This window comes from Leeuwenhoekiella sp. ZYFB001 (assembly GCF_011784865.1).
In the GTDB taxonomy this organism is placed as follows: domain Bacteria; phylum Bacteroidota; class Bacteroidia; order Flavobacteriales; family Flavobacteriaceae; genus Leeuwenhoekiella; species Leeuwenhoekiella palythoae.
The window spans coordinates 409,415-427,663 of the sequence record NZ_CP050460.1 but is presented as its reverse complement, the minus strand read 5'-3'; the positions used below and the strand labels follow the sequence as shown (position 1 = coordinate 427,663).

Here is an 18,249-nt window from a genome sequence, read left to right as displayed (position 1 = left end):
AAACCCCTATCTACCGATGCTTAAAAAATCTACTAAGGTATATTTAGATATTTATGTGTCTGTAAACTCACTCTCCATTTAGGATTAGCCATTACATAATCTACAATTAAGGGTGTCATTTTTTCGCGCACGCTCCATTCTGGTTGTAAAAAAAGTTTGCAATTACCATTTACCTTGGCGGCATGTTCTTCCGCGAATGCGAAGTCGCTTTTATTGTAAATGATCACTTTTAGTTCGTGAGCTTCCTCATAAATACGAGGTTTAGGCAACATACGCTTCTTAGGAGAAAGGCAAATCCAATCCCAATGTCCTGTAAGTTCGTACGCTCCTGAGGTTTCTATGTGCACCTGCAAACCTTCATCTTTCAACATACCGGTAAGGTGATTCATATCCCACATAAGAGGTTCGCCTCCCGTAATCACAATTGTCTTGCTGTATTTTTTTGCATTTGCTACCATCGCGGCAGCTTCAGTAGGCGGGTGTATCGCCGCATCCCAACTTTCTTTCACATCACACCAATGGCAACCTACATCACAACCACCTACACGTATAAAATATGCAGGAGTACCGGTATGGTAACCCTCACCTTGAATGGTATAAAACTCTTCCATTAACGGAAGTAACTCTCCCAGCTCTACCCGGGTTGCTGTCGCCTCTTTTGTCATAGGGCGCAAAGATACGCCGCATTAAAATCGTTACCAAAGCCTAACAACCTTATTTTAAAGGGGACCGAAACGCGCTACAAACTGTTAAAAATTAACTATTGCAAGTCGGTTTGATTTTGGCATTAATCCTTATTTTTAGTCCAAATTTTTAGCGATGAGCCAGACCGAAGCCTTTAAAGAACACATTATACAAGGAAACCTTTGCAAGGGAGCTTATATCACCGTGGGTGCTGCGATGCTTGACGGGCAGACGATAACCGGAGCTCACGTAAACCTTCCTTTAAAGACCCTAAACAGACACGGTTTAATTGCTGGCGCCACCGGAACCGGAAAGACCAAAACACTTCAGGTTTTAGCCGAAAATCTTTCAGAAAAAGGTGTTCCCGTGTTATTGATGGATATGAAAGGTGACCTTAGTGGTATCGCAAAAGCAAGTGAAGGTCACCCTAAGATTGATGAGCGCCACGCAAAAATTGGCCTACCCTTTGAACCAAAAGATTTTCCGGTAGAACTACTCACCTTGTCTGAACAAAATGGAGTACGACTGCGCGCCACGGTGAGTGAATTTGGCCCGGTTCTATTCTCTAGAATTATCGATGCAACAGATGCCCAAGCCGGTATCATCGCCATCCTATTTAAATATTGTGACGACAAGAGCCTGCCTTTATTAGACTTGAAAGACTTTAAAAAAGTATTACAGTACGCGACAGATGAAGGCAAAGAAGAAATTCAAGATCTATATGGCAGAATTTCTACCGCTTCTGCAGGCGCTATCTTAAGAAAAGTTGTACAACTGGAGCAGCAAGGTGCAGATATCTTTTTTGGTGAAAAATCTTTTGATGTTGATGATTTGCTTCGACTAGATGACAATGGGAGAGGTAAAATAAATATCATTCGGCTTACTGATATTCAAGACAGGCCCCAACTTTTCTCAACGTTTATGCTCAGTTTGCTCGCGGAAATTTACAGCACTTTTCCTGAGCAAGGCGATAGCGATCAACCGGAACTGGTCATCTTTATTGATGAAGCGCATCTTATTTTTAAAGAAGCTTCAAAAGCGCTGCACAGCCAGATCGAAAGCATTGTAAAACTCATACGATCTAAAGGTGTTGGCTTATATTTTGTTACGCAAAACCCCACGGATGTTCCCGATGGTGTATTGAGTCAGTTAGGCTTAAAAATTCAGCATGCGCTCAGGGCTTTCACTGCTAAGGACCGCAAGGCCATTAAGCTCACTGCCGAAAACTATCCGGATTCTGAATATTACGATACTAAAGAAGTGCTCACCGCCTTAGGTACTGGTGAAGCCCTGGTTTCGGCTCTTGACGAAAAAGGTAGACCCACACCACTTGCAGCCACAATGATGCGTGCGCCAATGTCTCGAATGGATATTCTTACCGATGCTGAGATTGAAGAAATAAATCGTAAATCTGCACTCGCTCCTAAGTACAATGATACTGTAGATCGAGAAAGCGCTTATGAATTGCTTAATGCTAAAATCAAAAAGGCCGAAAGCGAAGAAGCCAAAGAAAAAGCTAAAGAAGAACGTGCAACGGTGTCTAAAAGCAGTCGTACTTCTTCCCGAAGTAACACTACTGAAAAAGCGATAATTAAAGTGCTCACCAGCGCCACAGTAATACGCGGTGTTCTGGGCATTTTAGGAAAACTTATAAAATAAACCCTAACAGAAACAAACCCTTATAATGAAAAGAATATTTTTTGCAGCTATAATTACCAGTTTACTATTCACCTCTTGCGACTCAGACAGCTCTTTTAATGTTACTGCTGATCGTGTAGGCGAACTTACTAAAGAAACGCAAGTAAGCGAACTAAAAACCATTTTTAGCAATGATAGTGTTGTAGATCAAAATTCTGGTCTAAGTGAAGAGCTAAATGTGAACGCTATTGAAATTTATGAAAAAGGTGGAAAGCAGTTGCTAAGCCTGATGCCTACTAAAGATGGTAATCCAAAAACAATTAAAACTGTTCAAGTTTTTGATGAACGCTACACCACCGAAGAAGGCATCAACCTCAACAGTACCTATAAAGACATCACCGAAGCTTATGAGATCTCAAGAATTGAGACACTAATAAGTAGTATCGTGATTTTTGTTGATGATATCAATGCATATTTCACTATTGATCGTGATGAACTTCCGGGAGAGTTACGTTTTAATATGGATGCTAAAGTTACCGGTGCGGAAATTCCAAATGACGCCAAGATCAAATACTTTATGATCGGCTGGTAAATGTAAGATAATGTCTGACGCTAAATACCATATTCAGAAAACTCCTTTTGTCGTCCCTACTGATGACGGTAAATACATCGGGGAACATTTTGGCAAAGCCAGTGACGGAAGCACTGCTTTAAGTATCGCTCATATGATAGCACCGCCACATTGGAGCGAACCGTTTCAAACCCCTGAATTTGACGAATACACCTTCATCATTGAAGGAAAAAAGCAATTTTTAATTGATGATAAACCCATCATTTTAGAGGCTGGTCAATCGATAAAAATTAAAGCCGGCACGCGGGTGCAGTACAGTAACCCTTTTGACCAAAAATGTGTTTACCTATCGGTTTGTCAACCGGCATTTGATTTTAATAAGGTACATCGAGAAGAAGAATAACACTCTTCAACCTTTTGAAAATCAGATTAAAAATTTCAGAAGTTATAAATAAGTATTAATTCTTACCTAAAGCCACGTTAATCTCAAAGCTGCTAAACTTCATTTCTACTACTTTTAAAATCTAACCTAATAAGTACAAATATTATGATTAAGATTTTAGCACTAGTAATGGTAATTGGCGGCGCCATAGCATTGGTATTAGGTATTATGGGAATTTTTGGAAGTATGAGTACCGGTGTTAGTCCGTGGGCATTAGCAATTTTAGGCGGTATATTTTTCCTTTCAGGAATTTCACTCTTAAAGTACAGAAAAGACACTGATGTTATAGATGCCGAAAACAGACATTAAATTTTACATAACCCGTATATTTGAACCCTCTTTTAAAAGAGGGTTTTTTTATGAATAAACTGATCAAAAAAATACTACCTAAAGCAATAGGATTTTATATAAATGCCTTAGCATTAGTCAACCCAAAAGCTTCAGCAAGAAAAGCCTTCAAGGTTTTTAGTAAACCTCGTAGAGGACGCATTGGAGCGCATCACGAAGAATTTTTAAACCCCAATCTAGAGCCTGTAGTTGCAGTAGAAGATTTAAAAATTCAACCTTATAAATGGTCCGGAAGTGGTAAAACCGTTCTATTAGTACACGGCTGGGAAAGTCACAGTCACCGCTGGAAAGAAATGATTTTCAGACTACAAAAAGAAGACTATACCATCATTGCTTTTGACGCGCCTGCTCACGGTTACAGTAGCGGAAAATACTTTTATGTTCCGCTATATCATCAAACCCTAGACAAAATGCTTGAGATCTATCGTCCTGATTATCTTATTGGTCATTCTATGGGCGGCATGACCGTGTTGTATAATCAATCGCAAGAATCTAGTATAAAAACAGAAAAACTGGTGATTCTAGGGGCTCCTGATAAACTTGAAAGCATATTGAAAGACTATCAGAAAATCCTAGGTCTCAACACCAGAGCGCTGCAAGCCTTAGACAGGTTTTTTCAAAACACCTTTGATTTTAAAACGCGTGACTTTTCATCTTCGGTGTTTGCGACAAAAATAAAAGTGCCTACTTTGGTAATCCACGACAAAGAGGATCCTATCACTCCTTTTTCGGGTTCTCAAGCCATTCACAAAGCACTACAAAAATCTCAATTTATAGAAACTGAAGGTCTCAACCACTCGCTCTACGACACTGATGTCAATGAGAAAATCATTACCTTCTTGAAGGATTAATTCGGTTTTAATTTTACCTTAAACACTATGTTAGACGCTAATGTTACCCGTATAAATAAATTTCTCAGCGAAGTCGGTTTTTGTTCGCGCCGCGAGGCTGACAAACTTATTGATGCCGGTCGCGTTACCGTAAACGGAAGCGTTCCTGAAATGGGAACTAAAGTAAGCAGCGCTGATGAGATCAGGGTTGACGGCAAAGTCGTAGGTGAGAAAAAAGATGCCCCGGTATATCTTATCTTCCACAAACCTGTAGGTATTGTTTGCACTACAGATACTCGCGTGGAAAAGGACAACATCATTGATTACATCAATTACCCCACCCGAATATTTCCGATAGGGAGATTAGATAAAGCCAGTGAAGGTCTCATATTTTTAACAAATGACGGGGACATCGTGAATAAAATTCTTCGGGCTCGTAACAACCACGATAAAGAATATATCGTGGATGTTGATAAGCCCATAGACGCTTCTTTTGTAAAAAGAATGTCTGACGGCATCCCAATTTTAGACACGATCACCCGCAAATGTGAGGTAGAACAACTGGGGAAAAAGCGTTTTAAAATTATCCTGACACAAGGCCTTAACAGACAAATACGCCGCATGTGCGAATATTTAGGGTACAATGTTACGCGTTTAAAACGGGTGCGCATTATGAATATCAGTCTAGATATTCCGGTAGGAAAATACAGAGCTTTTAAACCTTCGGAATTGAGCGAGCTCAATAATCTTTTAGCAGACAGCAGTAAAGTCTTTGAGCCGGAACAAGAGACCGGTAAAAAACCGGCAATCAAACCTTCTGGACCTCGACGCAGACGTCGTAATTAAGCCTCAACGGCTCCCCTTTATTTCAGCACAATTCCTGTAAACATTTAAACCTGTGTTAATGACACGGGCTAAGTGTATTAATCGCCTTACTTTTAGGTTACAACCAAAAACGATAGTATGGCAGCTCAAATTCCTTCAGTAAAAAACGAAGAACAATATGAAGCCTTGCGCGACAAAGGCTATAGCAAAGAAAAATCTGCACGTATTGCTAATACTCCAGACTCCGGTAAAAAAGGTGGAAAAGCTGAAAAGTATGAAGACCGCACCAAACAAGACCTCTATAAGCAAGCGCAAAAAGTAGGCATTGAAGGCAGGTCAAAAATGACTAAACAAGAATTGATCAAAGCCTTACGTAATAATTAAAACAAACCTTATGCCTGCTCCTTTTCATCTGGCCATACCTGTAGACGATGTCGAAAAAGCCCGAATATTTTATCGCGATGTACTCGAACTTGAAGAAGGTAGAAGCGACACCCACTGGGTCGACTTTGACTTCTTTGGGCATCAATTGGTGATTCACTATAAACCGAAAGAAGAAAAAGCTGCTGCGCATCATAATGCCGTAGATGGTAAGGCGGTTCCTGTACCGCACTTTGGAGTAGTTTTAGATTGGGATGCTTTTGAAACGTTCGCTGATACCCTAAGAGCTAAAAAGGTTGAATTTGTAATTGAACCTTACATCAGGTTTGAAGGACTACCCGGTGAACAAGCTACTATGTTTTTTTATGATCCTTGTGGCAATGCGCTTGAATTTAAAAGCTTTAAAGACCTCTCACAGTTATTTGCTAAATAATGAATAAACTTAAACCAGAACTCGTACGCCAACTTTTTTTAATTGTTCTCATTCTCTTTTTATTCATATTGATCGTAGAAGAGATGACTCCGTATTTATCTGGAGTTTTAGGCGCCATTACACTTTATGTATTGCTGCGTAAGTTCTACAACTTTTTAGTCGTAAAACGCAAATGGAAAGAAGGCCTCGCGGCTGCTGTTGCAATGCTGGCTTCGTTTGTAATTATACTGGTTCCTATCGGTTTGACTGTGATGATGCTTACCAATAAAATTGGGAAAGCCGTGCGCAATTCTGAACGTGTGGTTGAAGTTGTTAAGAAACAAGTAGGCGTTTGGGAGGCAGACCTTGGCTTTAAAGTCAGTGAATCTATAGATACCAACTCCATTACAAGTTGGGTTTCTACTAACCTTCAAAACCTTGCCGGCGGCACCTTCAATGTATTTATCGCCATTGGTATTATGTATTTTATCTTGTACTACATGCTTATTAATAATGATAAAATGCACCAGTCGCTTTATGCATTTATTCCGCTGAATAAAGAAAACATAGCTCGTATAGGTCACGAAAGTGTTGCCATGGTAAAAAGCAACGCATTAGGAATTCCGTTAGTCGCTTTGGCACAAGGTATTGTTGCGCTCATAGGATTTTTCATTTTCGGGGTTCCCGATCCCTTTTTCTGGTTTGTTATTACCGCTATTGGAAGTATGATTCCTTTTGTAGGTACTTTATTAGGTATTGTGCCAGTCACCATTTTACTCATAGCCAGTGGAAACAATCTACAAGCCGTGGGAATTGCAATTTATGGTCTTGTCGTAGTGGGCTCTACAGACAATTTGATTCGGCTTTATGTGTTAGAACGCTTAGCCAATGTACATCCGCTAGTAACGCTAATTGGTGTTATCGTCGGGGTACCTTTATTTGGTTTTATAGGATTGATCTTTGGTCCCTTGCTAATAAGTTTATTTCTTTTAGTCGTTAAAATCTACAAACACGAGTACGGCGATCCTGAACCTGAAATCATCAATCAAATCATTCCGGATGTTTCAGAAAATCAAGAAGACTAATTTTCCTCCACAAGGAAAGCCGGTCCTGATCTGGGACGGCACGTGTGGTTTTTGCAAATATTGGGTCACCCGATGGAAAATAAAAACTAAAGACGCCATCATCTATAAAACCTATCAAGACGCGCATAATGACTTTCCTGATATTCCGTTGAAAGAATTTAAAAAAGCGAGTAGATTAATCGAACTTGACGGAAGCATTTACAGTGGTCCAGATTCTGCTTATCGATGTTATACCTACAGTGATTCCATAAAATGGAATGCGCACCGCTGGTATGTCAACAACCGAAGCTTTCAACGTTTAAGTGATCACGGGTATAACTTTATTGCCAAGCATCGACCAGAGATGTTTAAACTCACCAAACTCCTTTTTGGACCCAACCCCACAGACTTCAAACCTTTCTGGCTATTTTATATTCTTGCAATTATTTTGCTGGTTTTTGCCGTTTTTCAATAAATTGCCACTCAAGATTATAAGCTGCTTAAAATTTACGATTGAATTTTAAGTACTTTTTATTGAAGACCAAAAAACTATTTATGCAAATACTGGGAGTAGACGTAGGAGGAACCGGAATAAAAGGCGTTCCTGTAAATCTCGAAAAAGAAGAATATTTAGGTGAACGTTTTAGATTAGACACTCCCGTTCCTCGTGAACCCAAAGCCATGGTCAACACTATTGCCGAAGTTGTAAAACATTGGGACTGGAAAGGTCCGGTAGGCATAGGTTTTCCAACGGTAATACATAAGGGTAAAGCGCTTGAACATGGTAATCTTGACAAATCCTGGTTAGGTGTTCAGGTAGATGATATGATTTCGCAGAAAATAGGCTTACCAGTAAATGTGATGAATGATGCTGATGCTGCTGGCCTCGCAGAAATGGAATTTGGTGTAGGCAAAGGCGTTGAAGGTCTGGTTATCGTGGTGACGGTGGGCACAGGTATAGGCAGTGGCGTTTTTTATAACGGCGAACTTATACCAAATTTTGAGTTGGGCCAGATGCGCTACAAAAAGAAGAAAATCATTGAAAAATATGCATCGCGCCGTGTGCGCCTTGATAATAATATGAGTTTCAAAAAGTGGGGAAAACGCTTTAATAAATTCATACAACTTACCATGCAAGTTTCACAACCAGAAATGATCATTATAGGTGGTGGTGCCAGTAAAAACCTGGACGAATACATCAAGTATTTAAAAACTGACGTACCCATTGTAGCAGCTCATACGCGTAATCATGCGGGTATTATCGGAGCAGCATTAGGCGCAAGACATTTGCTTTAATTCCAAATTTTTCTGAATAAACTACCTAAGGACAAGCGTTTAGTCATTTGGTTCAAAGTCGAATTTTCAATTTTGAGCCAAGCTCTAAAATACTTAATCCTTTGGCACGCCAATAAAAAAAGAGGTCTAATAGACCTCTTTTTTTATTTTAGTATACTTTCCAATCTTAAGATTGAAGATCGTTATGTCTTGCTCTGGCAAGCAAAGTGTTCTTTAATAACATCGCGATCGTCATAGGTCCTACTCCACCGGGAACTGGTGTAATAAAATCTGCTTTTTTACTTACCTCAGCAAAATCTACATCACCTGCTATTCGGTAACCGCGTTCTTTAGTCTCGTCTGGTACACGGGTAATTCCCACATCGATAACCGTTACATTTTCCTTAACCATATTAGCCTTTAAAAACTCAGGTACTCCTAAAGCCGTAATGATAATGTCAGCTTGCTTGGTAAGCTCTTCAAGGTTTTTGGTGCGACTGTGCGTCAAGGTTACAGTGCTATCTCCAGGCGTTCCTTTCTGAGACATCAAAATACTCATAGGGCGGCCTACAATATGACTACGACCAATGACAACCGTATGCTTTCCTGAAGTCTCTACGTTATAGCGCTTGAGTAATTCCATAATCCCAAACGGAGTTGCCGGGATAAAAACCGGCATATCTTGCGCCATTTTACCAAAGTTCGTTGGGTGAAACCCATCTACATCTTTGTCAGGATCCACCGCCAATAACACTTTTTGTTCGTCAATATGCTTCGGCAGCGGTAACTGAACAATATAACCATCAATCTCGGGATTATTATTCAGTTTATTGATGTGATCTAAAAGTTCTTCTTCTGTGGTTTCTTCCGGCAATTGTATTAAGGTAGACTCAAAACCAATACGCTCACAAGCACGCACTTTGCTCCCTACATAGGTCAAACTTGCGCCATCGTTACCTACCAAAACAGCAGCCAAATGAGGCACTTTCTCACCTCGTTCTTTCATCGCCTTTACTTCTTCGGCGATCTCGTTTTTTAAATCGTTACTGGTTTTCTTTCCGTCTAAGATTGTCATTATTGCGTTTTGGTTTTATAGTTAGAGTCGAACTGCTTACTGAGACTGGCTACTGTAAACTGCAACTGCCTACTGTAAACTGAATGCTGCTTAGCGCATTTGATTCATCATCTGCATCATTTTGGCTCCGCCGCCACCTTGCATCATCTTCATCATTTTACTCATTTGGTTGAATTGCTTCAACAACTGATTCACCTCTTGAACCGAAGTTCCAGAACCTTTACTAATGCGTTTTTTACGACTTGAATTTATAATCGATGGCTGGGTACGCTCAGCCGGGGTCATACTGTGAATGATCGCTTCGATTCCTTTAAAAGCGTCATCATCAATATCCAGACCTTTTAGTGCTTTGCCGGCACCGGGAATCATCCCGATAAGGTCTTTCATATTACCCATTTTCTTGATCTGCTGAATCTGCTTCAGAAAGTCGTCAAAACCGAACTGGTTTTTAGCGATCTTCTTTTGCAGTTTACGCGCTTCTTCTTCATCAAACTGTTCCTGCGCACGCTCCACAAGAGAAACCACGTCTCCCATACCAAGAATACGATCGGCCATACGTGAAGGATAGAACACGTCAATTGCTTCCATCTTCTCACCGGTACCGATGAATTTGATGGGTTTATCTACAACTGTTTTGATCGAAAGCGCCGCACCACCGCGGGTATCACCATCTAATTTGGTTAAGATCACCCCGTCAAAATTCAAGACTTCGTTAAACGCCTTTGCCGTATTCACCGCATCCTGACCTGTCATTGAGTCAACAACAAATAAGGTTTCCTGTGGCTTGATCGCTTCGTGAATCGCAGCGATCTCATTCATCATCGCTTGATCTACAGCAAGTCGACCTGCGGTATCAATAATCACCGCGTTAAATCCGTTTGCTTTTGCGTACGCAATAGCGGCTTCAGAAATCTTAACCGGATCTTTTTCTTCCTTATTCGAATAAACCTCAACACCTATCTGCCCACCTACTACATGCAACTGATCTATCGCCGCAGGGCGGTAAACATCACAAGCAACCAAAAGTGGTTTTTTAGTCTTTTTATTTTTAAGGAAGTTAGCCAGCTTACCAGAAAAAGTGGTTTTACCACTACCCTGCAAACCAGACATCAAAATAACCGAAGGATTCCCCGAAAGATTGATGCCCTCAGCCTCACCGCCCATAAGTTCGGTAAGTTCATCTTTTACCAATTTGGTCATCAATTGACCTGGTTTTAAAGCGGTCAATACATCTTGACCCAGCGCTTTTTCTTTAACCGTATTGGTAAAATCTTTAGCTATTTTATAATTAACATCAGCATCTACAAGGGCGCGACGAATTTCTTTAAGGGTTTCGGCTACGTTTACTTCTGTAATCTGGCCGTGCCCCTTAAGCACGTGCATCGCCTTATCTAACTTATCACTTAAATTATCAAACATAGGTCATATACTAAAAAACACTCCTCAATATCAATTCAAGGAAATGTTTTGAATTGGTAAAATATTCTATAAGAACACAGCCCTCAAAGCAGGATCAAGTGTTTCAAATAATAAGGATGCAAAGCTAAGGATTTGAAGGCTATTTGTAAAGCCTTATTATAAGGTAAAAGGAATAAAAAAACGCTGTCCTTATCCATAAGAACAGCGTTTTATAAGAGGCGTTTATTCTTTACGCTTATAACTTAGAAAAAACCAATTTAAATGTCGTATCTGTGGTGCTCTGCAATTCGATGGTACTTGAAGATTGACTAACCACTTCAAAGGTTCCGTTAAGAACTGAAAATTCTGAGTCACTCGTAAAGTTTAGCTCAAGAAAAACTTCAGTTTCTGAGGTCGTGTTAAAAAATGCTTCCACATTAGTTACCAGATTCGTTAGGCTATTACGCACTACTACACGCTTATCATTTGTAAATTCAAAAGTATAATTAGCAAATTGCTGACTGAATTCTGCTCCTGCCTGAACACCAGACTCAAGCTCAAAACGCGCACCGGTAATCGCCTCTTCAAGATCTTCTCTTAGATCTTCGGCCTCATCACGCGCCTCTTCCTCAAGATCATCTTCTGACTCGCACGATTGTAATTCTGCAATCAATTCTGCATCAGAATTAATCGTTATACTTCCATCACTCGAACCAGATAAACTAATTGGATATTGAAGGCTGAAATATTGATCGTCACCCAGATCATTGATAAATGCGTAAGCTTCCTGATCACTAGTAAGCACTACGCTTCCTGTCTGTTGTGCATTGGCGTCAAAGGTAAATACGGTAATAGGGTAATCAAATTCCAGACAACTAATAGCGTCATCTCTACTCTCATCAGCCGCTTCACACGCTTCTTCTAACGCCTCTAACTCTTGCTCATTTTGAATAGTCACCACCGAATAATCACTTAAACGCATTTCAATAGGAAACTGAAAACGCACCTCATCTTCATCGTTAGTAAATTCGGCAAAAATCTCAGCGATTAACGTCAAGCTGGCTTCATTAACAATGGTAAGCTCTTGACCGTTCACTTCTGCAACTACCGGAAGAATCACAGACGCACAGCTTATATCATCCAGAATATCATCTTCAGAGCCGTCGTTTGCAGTGCTACGCTCTATATATTCTGCAGGTTCTGACTGTTTCGTATTGGTATTCTCATTACCTTCAATCAGCACGTCTTCTTCATTCTGACAAGAACCAAAAAGCAATGCTGCAAGAAAAGTTATACTTAAAAATGTTTTTAGATTTTTCATAATAGTAAAATTATACAAAGGTTATTTAAAGTTCGTATTCACCCTTAAGACAACCCAAAACCTCTTTACCCTACCCTCACTTGAAAAAAAGTAGAAAAATATTTTAGTAGCTTTGAAATAATAGATGCCCCTAACCCTATGAACGAGCAAGACAAGCATACCGATCTTTGCCACGAAGCTACCTTTAAACGTTTCTACCTAGAGTTTATTCAGGCTGCTAAAAATTTTGCTTTTTATAAATGCGGGGACGAACAGGAAGCACTAGACTTGACTCAAGAGGCTTTTGTAAAAATCTGGAATCGTTGTAACAAAATCGAGTTCAAAAAAGCTAAAACCTATTTATTTACAACCATTAACAATTCTTTTCTTAATGCAGTAAAGCATAAAAAAGTGGTGTTGAACTATCAAAGAAATCAAGCTTCAGAAGAATCAGAATCTAACGAAGACCCCCAATTTATTTTACGCGAAAAAGAGTTTAAAAAAACGCTGAACAGCGCCATCGGCTCGTTAACTGAAGCGCAGCGCGAAGTGTTCTTATTAAATAGAATAGATGGAAAGAAATACGCAGAGATAGCAGAAATGCTTAACATTTCTGTAAAAGCGGTCGAAAAACGTATGAGCCAGGCTTTAAAAAACTTAAGGCAACAAATCCCAGAATTTTAACAACTTAAAGGGTAGGGTTTTTCCCTTTTAAGATGTCTAACAAGTAACTAAGGAAATTATGCAGCATCAAGAAGAACTTTTAAAATGGCTGAACGGCGACATGAACGCCGAAGAATTGGCTGCATTTAAACAAACCCAAACATATAAAGAATTCCACAAAATAGCTGCATACGCTTCCCGATTGAAGTCTCATACGCTTGATAAACAAGCGGCTTACAAGTCCTTTAAAACAAAAATTACACAAAAGCCGCAACCTAAAGTTATTAAGCTTCCCTATAAAACTTGGATCAGCACTGCAGCAGCCGTCCTGGTCATTTTAATAACCTCTTATATCTTTTTAAAATCTGATCAAAAAATCATCAAAGCAACAGATGGTTTTGTGCAAATCACCTTACCCGATGCTTCTGAAGCTACCTTAAACAATGCTTCACAGATCTCCTATAATCCTAAAGATTGGGAAGATGGCACGCGTAATTTAGAACTTGAAGGAGAAGCTTTTTTTAAAGTCAATAAAGGAAGTGTTTTTAAAGTTGCTACTGCGCAAGGCACAATACAAGTGCTGGGCACTCAATTTAATGTAAATCATAGAAAACATTATTTTGAAGTTTCCTGCTACGAAGGAAGTGTACAAGTCGCGGTAACGCTTGACACCTTGATTCTCAAACCTGGTGACACCTATCGCTTGATATCTGGTAAATCTGAATTGAAAATCAACAATAATCAAACCCAACCCTCTTGGCTAGACTACGAGCTTAGCTTTGACGAGGTTCCCTATCATATTGTGATCGCCGCGCTAGAACGTCAATTTAATATTCAGATTTCTTATCCGGCACAATTAAAAGACCAAGTATTCACTGGTAGTTTTAGTACCAAAAAATTAGAAAGTGCGCTTCAAGGAGTAACCCTCCCGTTTGGGATCACCTATAAATCAGACAAGGATCAAAGCTTTATATTTTATGCTGAATAAAGAAAAATGTTGGCTGATCATACTACTTTTCACTTCCATATTCGGCACAGCTCAAGACCGAAGCGAGGTTGATTTGGTTACTTATTTAGATACTGTAGAAACGTCATTCAACGTACGTTTCTCGTATCAAACTGAAGCGGTACAAGACCTAAAATTACCGAATTCAACGTTTGAGCAATTAGACCAAACCTTGCAGTATATCACAAAGCAAACCGGGTTGACGATCACTAAAATCGATGATCGGTATTATAGTATTCTACCTAGAACTTCGTCTAGTTTTTGCGCTCAAATTCTTGATGCAGCAACGCTGAAATCGCTGGAAGGAGCAACAATTCAGGCATTAAACAAAAACGCGAGTGCCGTCACAGACGCCAACGGATTTATTAAACTGGCACTGATAAAATCCGGAGATAGCATCAAGGTATCTTTTTTAGGTTATAAAACCGAGGTTCTTAAGGTAGAAAAGCTCACTTCTAATTGTCAGCAAATCAGTTTAGCTCCAAAAAGTTTTACGTTGGACGAAGTGGTGATCAAACGCTTATTCAGTCGAGGTATTCGTAAATTTCCAGACGACCGCATTGAGATAAACACACGTGAATTTGACATTTTACCGGGATTAACAGATCCTGACATTCTACAAACGCTGCAAATTTTACCAGGAATAGAGAGTATAGATGAAAGCATCAATAACATAAATGTGCGCGGCGGAACCCAAGATGAAAACTTGATGCTTTGGGATGAAATCAAAATGTATCATACCGGTCATTTTTTTGGCTTAATTTCAGCGTACAATCCTAATTTAACTGAGCGCGTTGAAGTCACTAAAAACGCCAACAGCTCAGAGTATTCAGGTGGAGTAAGCAGTACTATAAAAATGTACACACCTAATGCTATAACCCAAAAAATATCAGGTGGTGCCGGCTTTAATGGTCTCAGTGCAGACGCTTTTCTACAAATACCTATAAGTACAAAGCTCGCTCTTCAAATAAGCGGAAGAAGGTCTTTTGCCGATTATTTTCAAACACCAACGTATATTTCTTATTTCAATCGAAGTTTTCAAGATTCAGAGATCAAAAATGATGGTAGCTCTGCTGAAAACATCAAAGCACTTTCTGATTTTAGATTTCACGATTATTCAGCAAAAATTCTTTACGATATCAGTCCAAAACATCAGCTCAGAGCAAGTTTTATATCACTCAACAACACTCTAGAATACGCTGAGTCTGACGTTGATGAACAACTCATTAATGAAAGTTTGATAGATCAGGATAATATCGCCTTCGGAATCCATCTGAGCAGCGTCATTAACCCCGCTTATGACACGTTTCTTAATGCATATTATACGCAATACAACATTCGCTCAAAAGACCAAGATTTCAGTAACAATCAGGTATTAGCTCAAACCAATCAAGTACTCGAAACCGCTTTTAAAGCAAAAGGAACCTGGCACCTGAATTCCCGCATGAACTTTGAGCACGGATATGAATTTACTGAAACTGGAATTCGCAATACAACAAGTGTCAATCAGCCGGTGTTTCAACAACGCAAAAAGGATGTTGTTAGGCAACATGCGGTTTTTGGAGATTGGAGCCTTGCTACCGACAATTTCAGGCTGCGTATAGGATTACGTACAACCTATTTTGAAAAATTCAATAAAATTAGACTAGAGCCTCGCATAAATATTCGTCAAAAAATAGGGCATTTTGCTTTAAAAACAGAAGCCGCTTTAAAAAACCAAAGCACCACACAGATCATTGATTTTGAAGATAATTTTCTCGGGGTAGAAAAACGGCGATGGGTTTTAGTCAATGAAAATGACATTCCTTTAATCACCAGCAAACAAATAAGTCTAGGCGTTGATTACACTCAAAACAATTGGCTGATTGATCTTACCGGCTTTTACAAACAAGTCTCCGGAATAACTGCATCAAATCAAGGCTTTCAGAATCAATTTAAATTCATCAAAACCAATGGCAGCTATGAGGCCAAAGGTTTAGAATTTCTAGTAAACAAAACCACTCCAAAATTAAGCACTTGGTTTACCTACACCTTGGCAACTAACGTGTATTCTTTTGAATCGCTGAATCCCGCGACCTTTCCCAACAACACAGATATCAGGCATTCTATAAATACGGGAGGTTCATATGCGCTCTTTAATAATTTTAAAATTGCAGTGAGTTTAAATTATCACACGGGAAGACCTTATACCTTACCCATGGAAAATGCAGAAACGCTGCCCAGCGGTAGCAACACCTACGTCGTGAATTACGACACTCCAAATGCAGCCAATCTAGAAGACTTCATGCGTTTTGATGCCACAGCTAACTATTCGTTTAACTGGGATGCGGTCACAGCAAAATTTACGCTGGGGATTATCAATATTCTAAATCAAACCAATACCATTCAAAGGTATTATGAGGTTAACCCTGACGACAACACACAGGCTATTGCCATACAGAATAATTCACTAGGTTTTACTCCTAATGCATCCCTCCGCCTGACGTTTTAATTACATACGCTCGGGAACTTGAATCCCAAGTAATCCAAATGCCGCTTCGATCACTTCGCCTACTTTTTTAGAAAGCGCTACGCGGAAGCTTTTTTCTGCATCGGTATCTGCTCCTAAAATAGAGACTTGCTGATAGAAGGAATTAAACTCCTTTACTAAGTCATAGGTATAATTTGCAATCAACGCCGGACTGTGGTTTTCTGCGGCCAACTGTACCGTTTCAGGATATAAAGCAAGTTGTTTGATCAGCTCTTTCTCTTTAGGCTGAAGCGTTTCATACGTATAATCTTCAGCAACTCCGGTATCTTGAGCCTTTCTCAAAATCGACTGAATACGCGCAAAAGTATACTGAATAAACGGACCTGTATTTCCTTGAAAGTCTACAGATTCTTCCGGATTGAAAAGAATACGTTTTTTCGGGTCTACTTTTAAAATGTAGTATTTCAATGCGCCAAGACCTATGATCTTGTATAACTCTTGTTTTTCCGCTTCGCTGTAGCCGTCTAGTTTCCCTAATTCTTGGGCAATGTTTCCGGCAGTTGTCGCCATTTCTTCCACAAGATCATCCGCATCAACTACAGTACCTTCACGGCTTTTCATTTTTCCGCTAGGCAAATCAACCATTCCATAGCTCAAATGGAATAAATGCTCGGCCCAATCATAACCTAATTTTTTCAGAATTAAGAAAAGCACTTTAAAATGGTAATCTTGTTCATTACCTACGGTATAGATCATTCCGCCTACATCCGGATGATCTTTCACCCGCTGAATCGCAGTACCTATATCTTGCGTCATATAAACCGCAGTACCATCACTTCGCAGAACGAGTTTCTCATCAAGACCGTCTTCGGTTAAATCACACCAAACCGAACCGTCTTCTTTTTTATAGAAAACACCTTTTTTAAGGCCTTCTTCAATATTGTCTTTTCCTAATAAGTAGGTATTGCTTTCGTAATAATAACTATCAAAATCAACACCCAGATTTTTATAGGTTTCTTCAAAACCTTCATAAACCCAGCCGTTCATTTTTTTCCAAAGTGCAACAACTTCTTCATCACCGGCTTCCCATTTGCGCAACATATCTTGAGCCTCGAGAATTAGCGGCGCTTCCTTTTCGGCCTCTTCTTTCGTCTTTCCTTGCGCTACTAAATATGATTGTTCTTCTTTGTAAGCTTTATCAAACTTCACGTAATAATTCCCTACCAGTTTATCACCTTTGAGTCCGGTTGATTCTGGAGTTTCACCTGCACCAAATTTCTGCCACGCCAGCATACTCTTGCAAATATGGATTCCGCGGTCGTTGATGATCTGTGTTTTATACACTTTCTTTCCGCTAGCTTTTAAAATTTCGGCAACAGAATAACCTAATAAATTATTGCGGATGTGCCCCAAATGCAACGGCTTGTTTGTGTTAGGCGAAGAATATTCAACCATCACTGCTTTACCGGCTTCAGGCTCGTGACCAAAGTTTTTTTGGTCTTTAATCCCATCAAAGAAATTCAGGTAAAAAGCATCTGAAATCACAAGATTTAAAAAGCCCTTCACGACATTAAAGTCTGCGATTTCGTCTAGATTCTCTTTCACATAAGTTCCTATCTGCTCGCCTATTACCGCCGGATTTCCTTTTGCAACGCGCAAAATAGGAAACACCACAACGGTTAGATCTCCTTCAAAATCCTTACGAGTAGGCTGAATTTCAACACTTTCTAGAGTTGCGCTAAAAAGTTCTTGAACCGCATCTTTAACGGCTTTTGTGAGTTTATCTGATAAATTCATGAGTGCTTTTTCTGAAGGCGCAAAGATACGTAAAACAAGCGGTTGACAAAGCAAAATAGCGCAACTCACG

19 protein-coding genes are annotated in these 18,249 nt (G+C 39.7%); 14 read left to right on the top strand and 5 right to left on the bottom strand.

Annotated elements, in window-relative coordinates; translation table 11 throughout:
- Positions 1-32: 32 nt before the first annotated feature.
- Positions 33-665: a 7-carboxy-7-deazaguanine synthase QueE gene (locus tag HCN54_RS01835; protein ID WP_167596300.1), complete on the bottom strand. Its 633-nt coding sequence runs from the start codon at positions 663-665 to the stop codon at positions 33-35.
- A gap of 154 nt (positions 666-819) precedes the next feature.
- Here HCN54_RS01835 and HCN54_RS01830 point away from each other — a divergent pair, with 154 nt between their 5' ends.
- The 11 genes from HCN54_RS01830 (at position 820) to ppgK (ending at position 8,491) form a co-directional block, all read left to right on the top strand.
- Positions 820-2,343: a helicase HerA-like domain-containing protein gene (locus HCN54_RS01830; protein ID WP_167596299.1), complete on the top strand. Its 1,524-nt coding sequence runs from the start codon at positions 820-822 to the stop codon at positions 2,341-2,343.
- Positions 2,344-2,368: 25 nt separating this feature from the next.
- Entirely contained in the window at positions 2,369-2,914 is a 546-nt protein-coding gene (locus HCN54_RS01825; RefSeq protein WP_167596298.1) for a hypothetical protein, read from the top strand.
- Positions 2,915-2,924: 10 nt separating this feature from the next.
- Entirely contained in the window at positions 2,925-3,296 is a 372-nt protein-coding gene (locus HCN54_RS01820; RefSeq protein ID WP_167596297.1) for a cupin domain-containing protein, read from the top strand.
- A 144-nt stretch (positions 3,297-3,440) separates the two neighbouring features.
- Positions 3,441-3,644: a hypothetical protein gene (locus HCN54_RS01815; RefSeq protein ID WP_072984019.1), complete on the top strand. Its 204-nt coding sequence runs from the start codon at positions 3,441-3,443 to the stop codon at positions 3,642-3,644.
- 50 nt (positions 3,645-3,694) lie between these two features.
- Positions 3,695-4,534: an alpha/beta fold hydrolase gene (locus tag HCN54_RS01810; protein ID WP_167596296.1), complete on the top strand. Its 840-nt coding sequence runs from the start codon at positions 3,695-3,697 to the stop codon at positions 4,532-4,534.
- Positions 4,535-4,561: 27 nt separating this feature from the next.
- Complete coding sequence (gene rluF, locus HCN54_RS01805) at positions 4,562-5,359, top strand: 23S rRNA pseudouridine(2604) synthase RluF (protein WP_167596295.1); 798 nt, start codon at positions 4,562-4,564, stop codon at positions 5,357-5,359.
- 117 nt (positions 5,360-5,476) lie between these two features.
- Positions 5,477-5,722 (top strand): Rho termination factor N-terminal domain-containing protein, encoded by a 246-nt coding sequence (locus HCN54_RS01800; protein WP_167596294.1) that lies wholly within the window; start codon positions 5,477-5,479, stop codon positions 5,720-5,722.
- 10 nt (positions 5,723-5,732) lie between these two features.
- Positions 5,733-6,152, top strand: a complete 420-nt coding sequence (locus HCN54_RS01795; protein ID WP_167596293.1) for a VOC family protein — start codon at positions 5,733-5,735, stop codon at positions 6,150-6,152.
- Positions 6,152-7,216, top strand: a complete 1,065-nt coding sequence (locus HCN54_RS01790; protein ID WP_167596292.1) for an AI-2E family transporter — start codon at positions 6,152-6,154, stop codon at positions 7,214-7,216. Before HCN54_RS01795 ends, HCN54_RS01790 begins: the two co-directional genes overlap by 1 nt.
- On the top strand, positions 7,191-7,670 hold the full coding sequence (locus tag HCN54_RS01785) for a thiol-disulfide oxidoreductase DCC family protein (protein WP_167596291.1): 480 nt from the start codon (positions 7,191-7,193) through the stop codon (positions 7,668-7,670). Before HCN54_RS01790 ends, HCN54_RS01785 begins: the two co-directional genes overlap by 26 nt.
- A gap of 80 nt (positions 7,671-7,750) precedes the next feature.
- Entirely contained in the window at positions 7,751-8,491 is a 741-nt protein-coding gene (gene ppgK, locus HCN54_RS01780) for a polyphosphate--glucose phosphotransferase (protein WP_167596290.1), read from the top strand.
- 166 nt (positions 8,492-8,657) lie between these two features.
- Here ppgK and folD read toward each other — a convergent pair whose 3' ends face one another.
- From folD to HCN54_RS01765, 3 genes are all read right to left on the bottom strand, one after another.
- Entirely contained in the window at positions 8,658-9,545 is an 888-nt protein-coding gene (gene folD, locus HCN54_RS01775; protein WP_167596289.1) for a bifunctional methylenetetrahydrofolate dehydrogenase/methenyltetrahydrofolate cyclohydrolase FolD, read from the bottom strand.
- Between the two features lie 90 nt (positions 9,546-9,635).
- The gene (gene ffh, locus HCN54_RS01770; RefSeq protein ID WP_167596288.1) at positions 9,636-10,964 is read right to left on the bottom strand and encodes a signal recognition particle protein; all 1,329 of its coding nucleotides are present in this window, start codon (positions 10,962-10,964) and stop codon (positions 9,636-9,638) included.
- A 235-nt stretch (positions 10,965-11,199) separates the two neighbouring features.
- Positions 11,200-12,264, bottom strand: coding sequence for a hypothetical protein (locus HCN54_RS01765; RefSeq protein WP_167596287.1), 1,065 nt, complete (start codon positions 12,262-12,264; stop codon positions 11,200-11,202).
- 138 nt (positions 12,265-12,402) lie between these two features.
- On the opposite strand from HCN54_RS01765, the gene HCN54_RS01760 reads away from it, so the two are divergent.
- From HCN54_RS01760 to HCN54_RS01750, 3 genes are read left to right on the top strand one after another with little or no spacing between them, the layout of a single operon-like run.
- Positions 12,403-12,927 carry an RNA polymerase sigma factor gene (locus tag HCN54_RS01760; RefSeq protein WP_167596286.1) on the top strand — a complete coding sequence of 175 codons (525 nt, stop codon included), beginning with the start codon at positions 12,403-12,405 and terminating at the stop codon, positions 12,925-12,927.
- A 58-nt stretch (positions 12,928-12,985) separates the two neighbouring features.
- Complete coding sequence (locus HCN54_RS01755) at positions 12,986-13,894, top strand: FecR family protein (protein ID WP_167596285.1); 909 nt, start codon at positions 12,986-12,988, stop codon at positions 13,892-13,894.
- Complete coding sequence (locus tag HCN54_RS01750; RefSeq protein ID WP_167596284.1) at positions 13,884-16,403, top strand: TonB-dependent receptor; 2,520 nt, start codon at positions 13,884-13,886, stop codon at positions 16,401-16,403. The genes HCN54_RS01755 and HCN54_RS01750 overlap by 11 nt, the downstream gene beginning before the upstream one ends.
- On the opposite strand, the gene argS is transcribed toward HCN54_RS01750, so the two are convergent.
- Positions 16,404-18,179 (bottom strand): arginine--tRNA ligase, encoded by a 1,776-nt coding sequence (argS, locus tag HCN54_RS01745; RefSeq protein ID WP_167596283.1) that lies wholly within the window; start codon positions 18,177-18,179, stop codon positions 16,404-16,406.
- Positions 18,180-18,249: the final 70 nt, after the last annotated feature.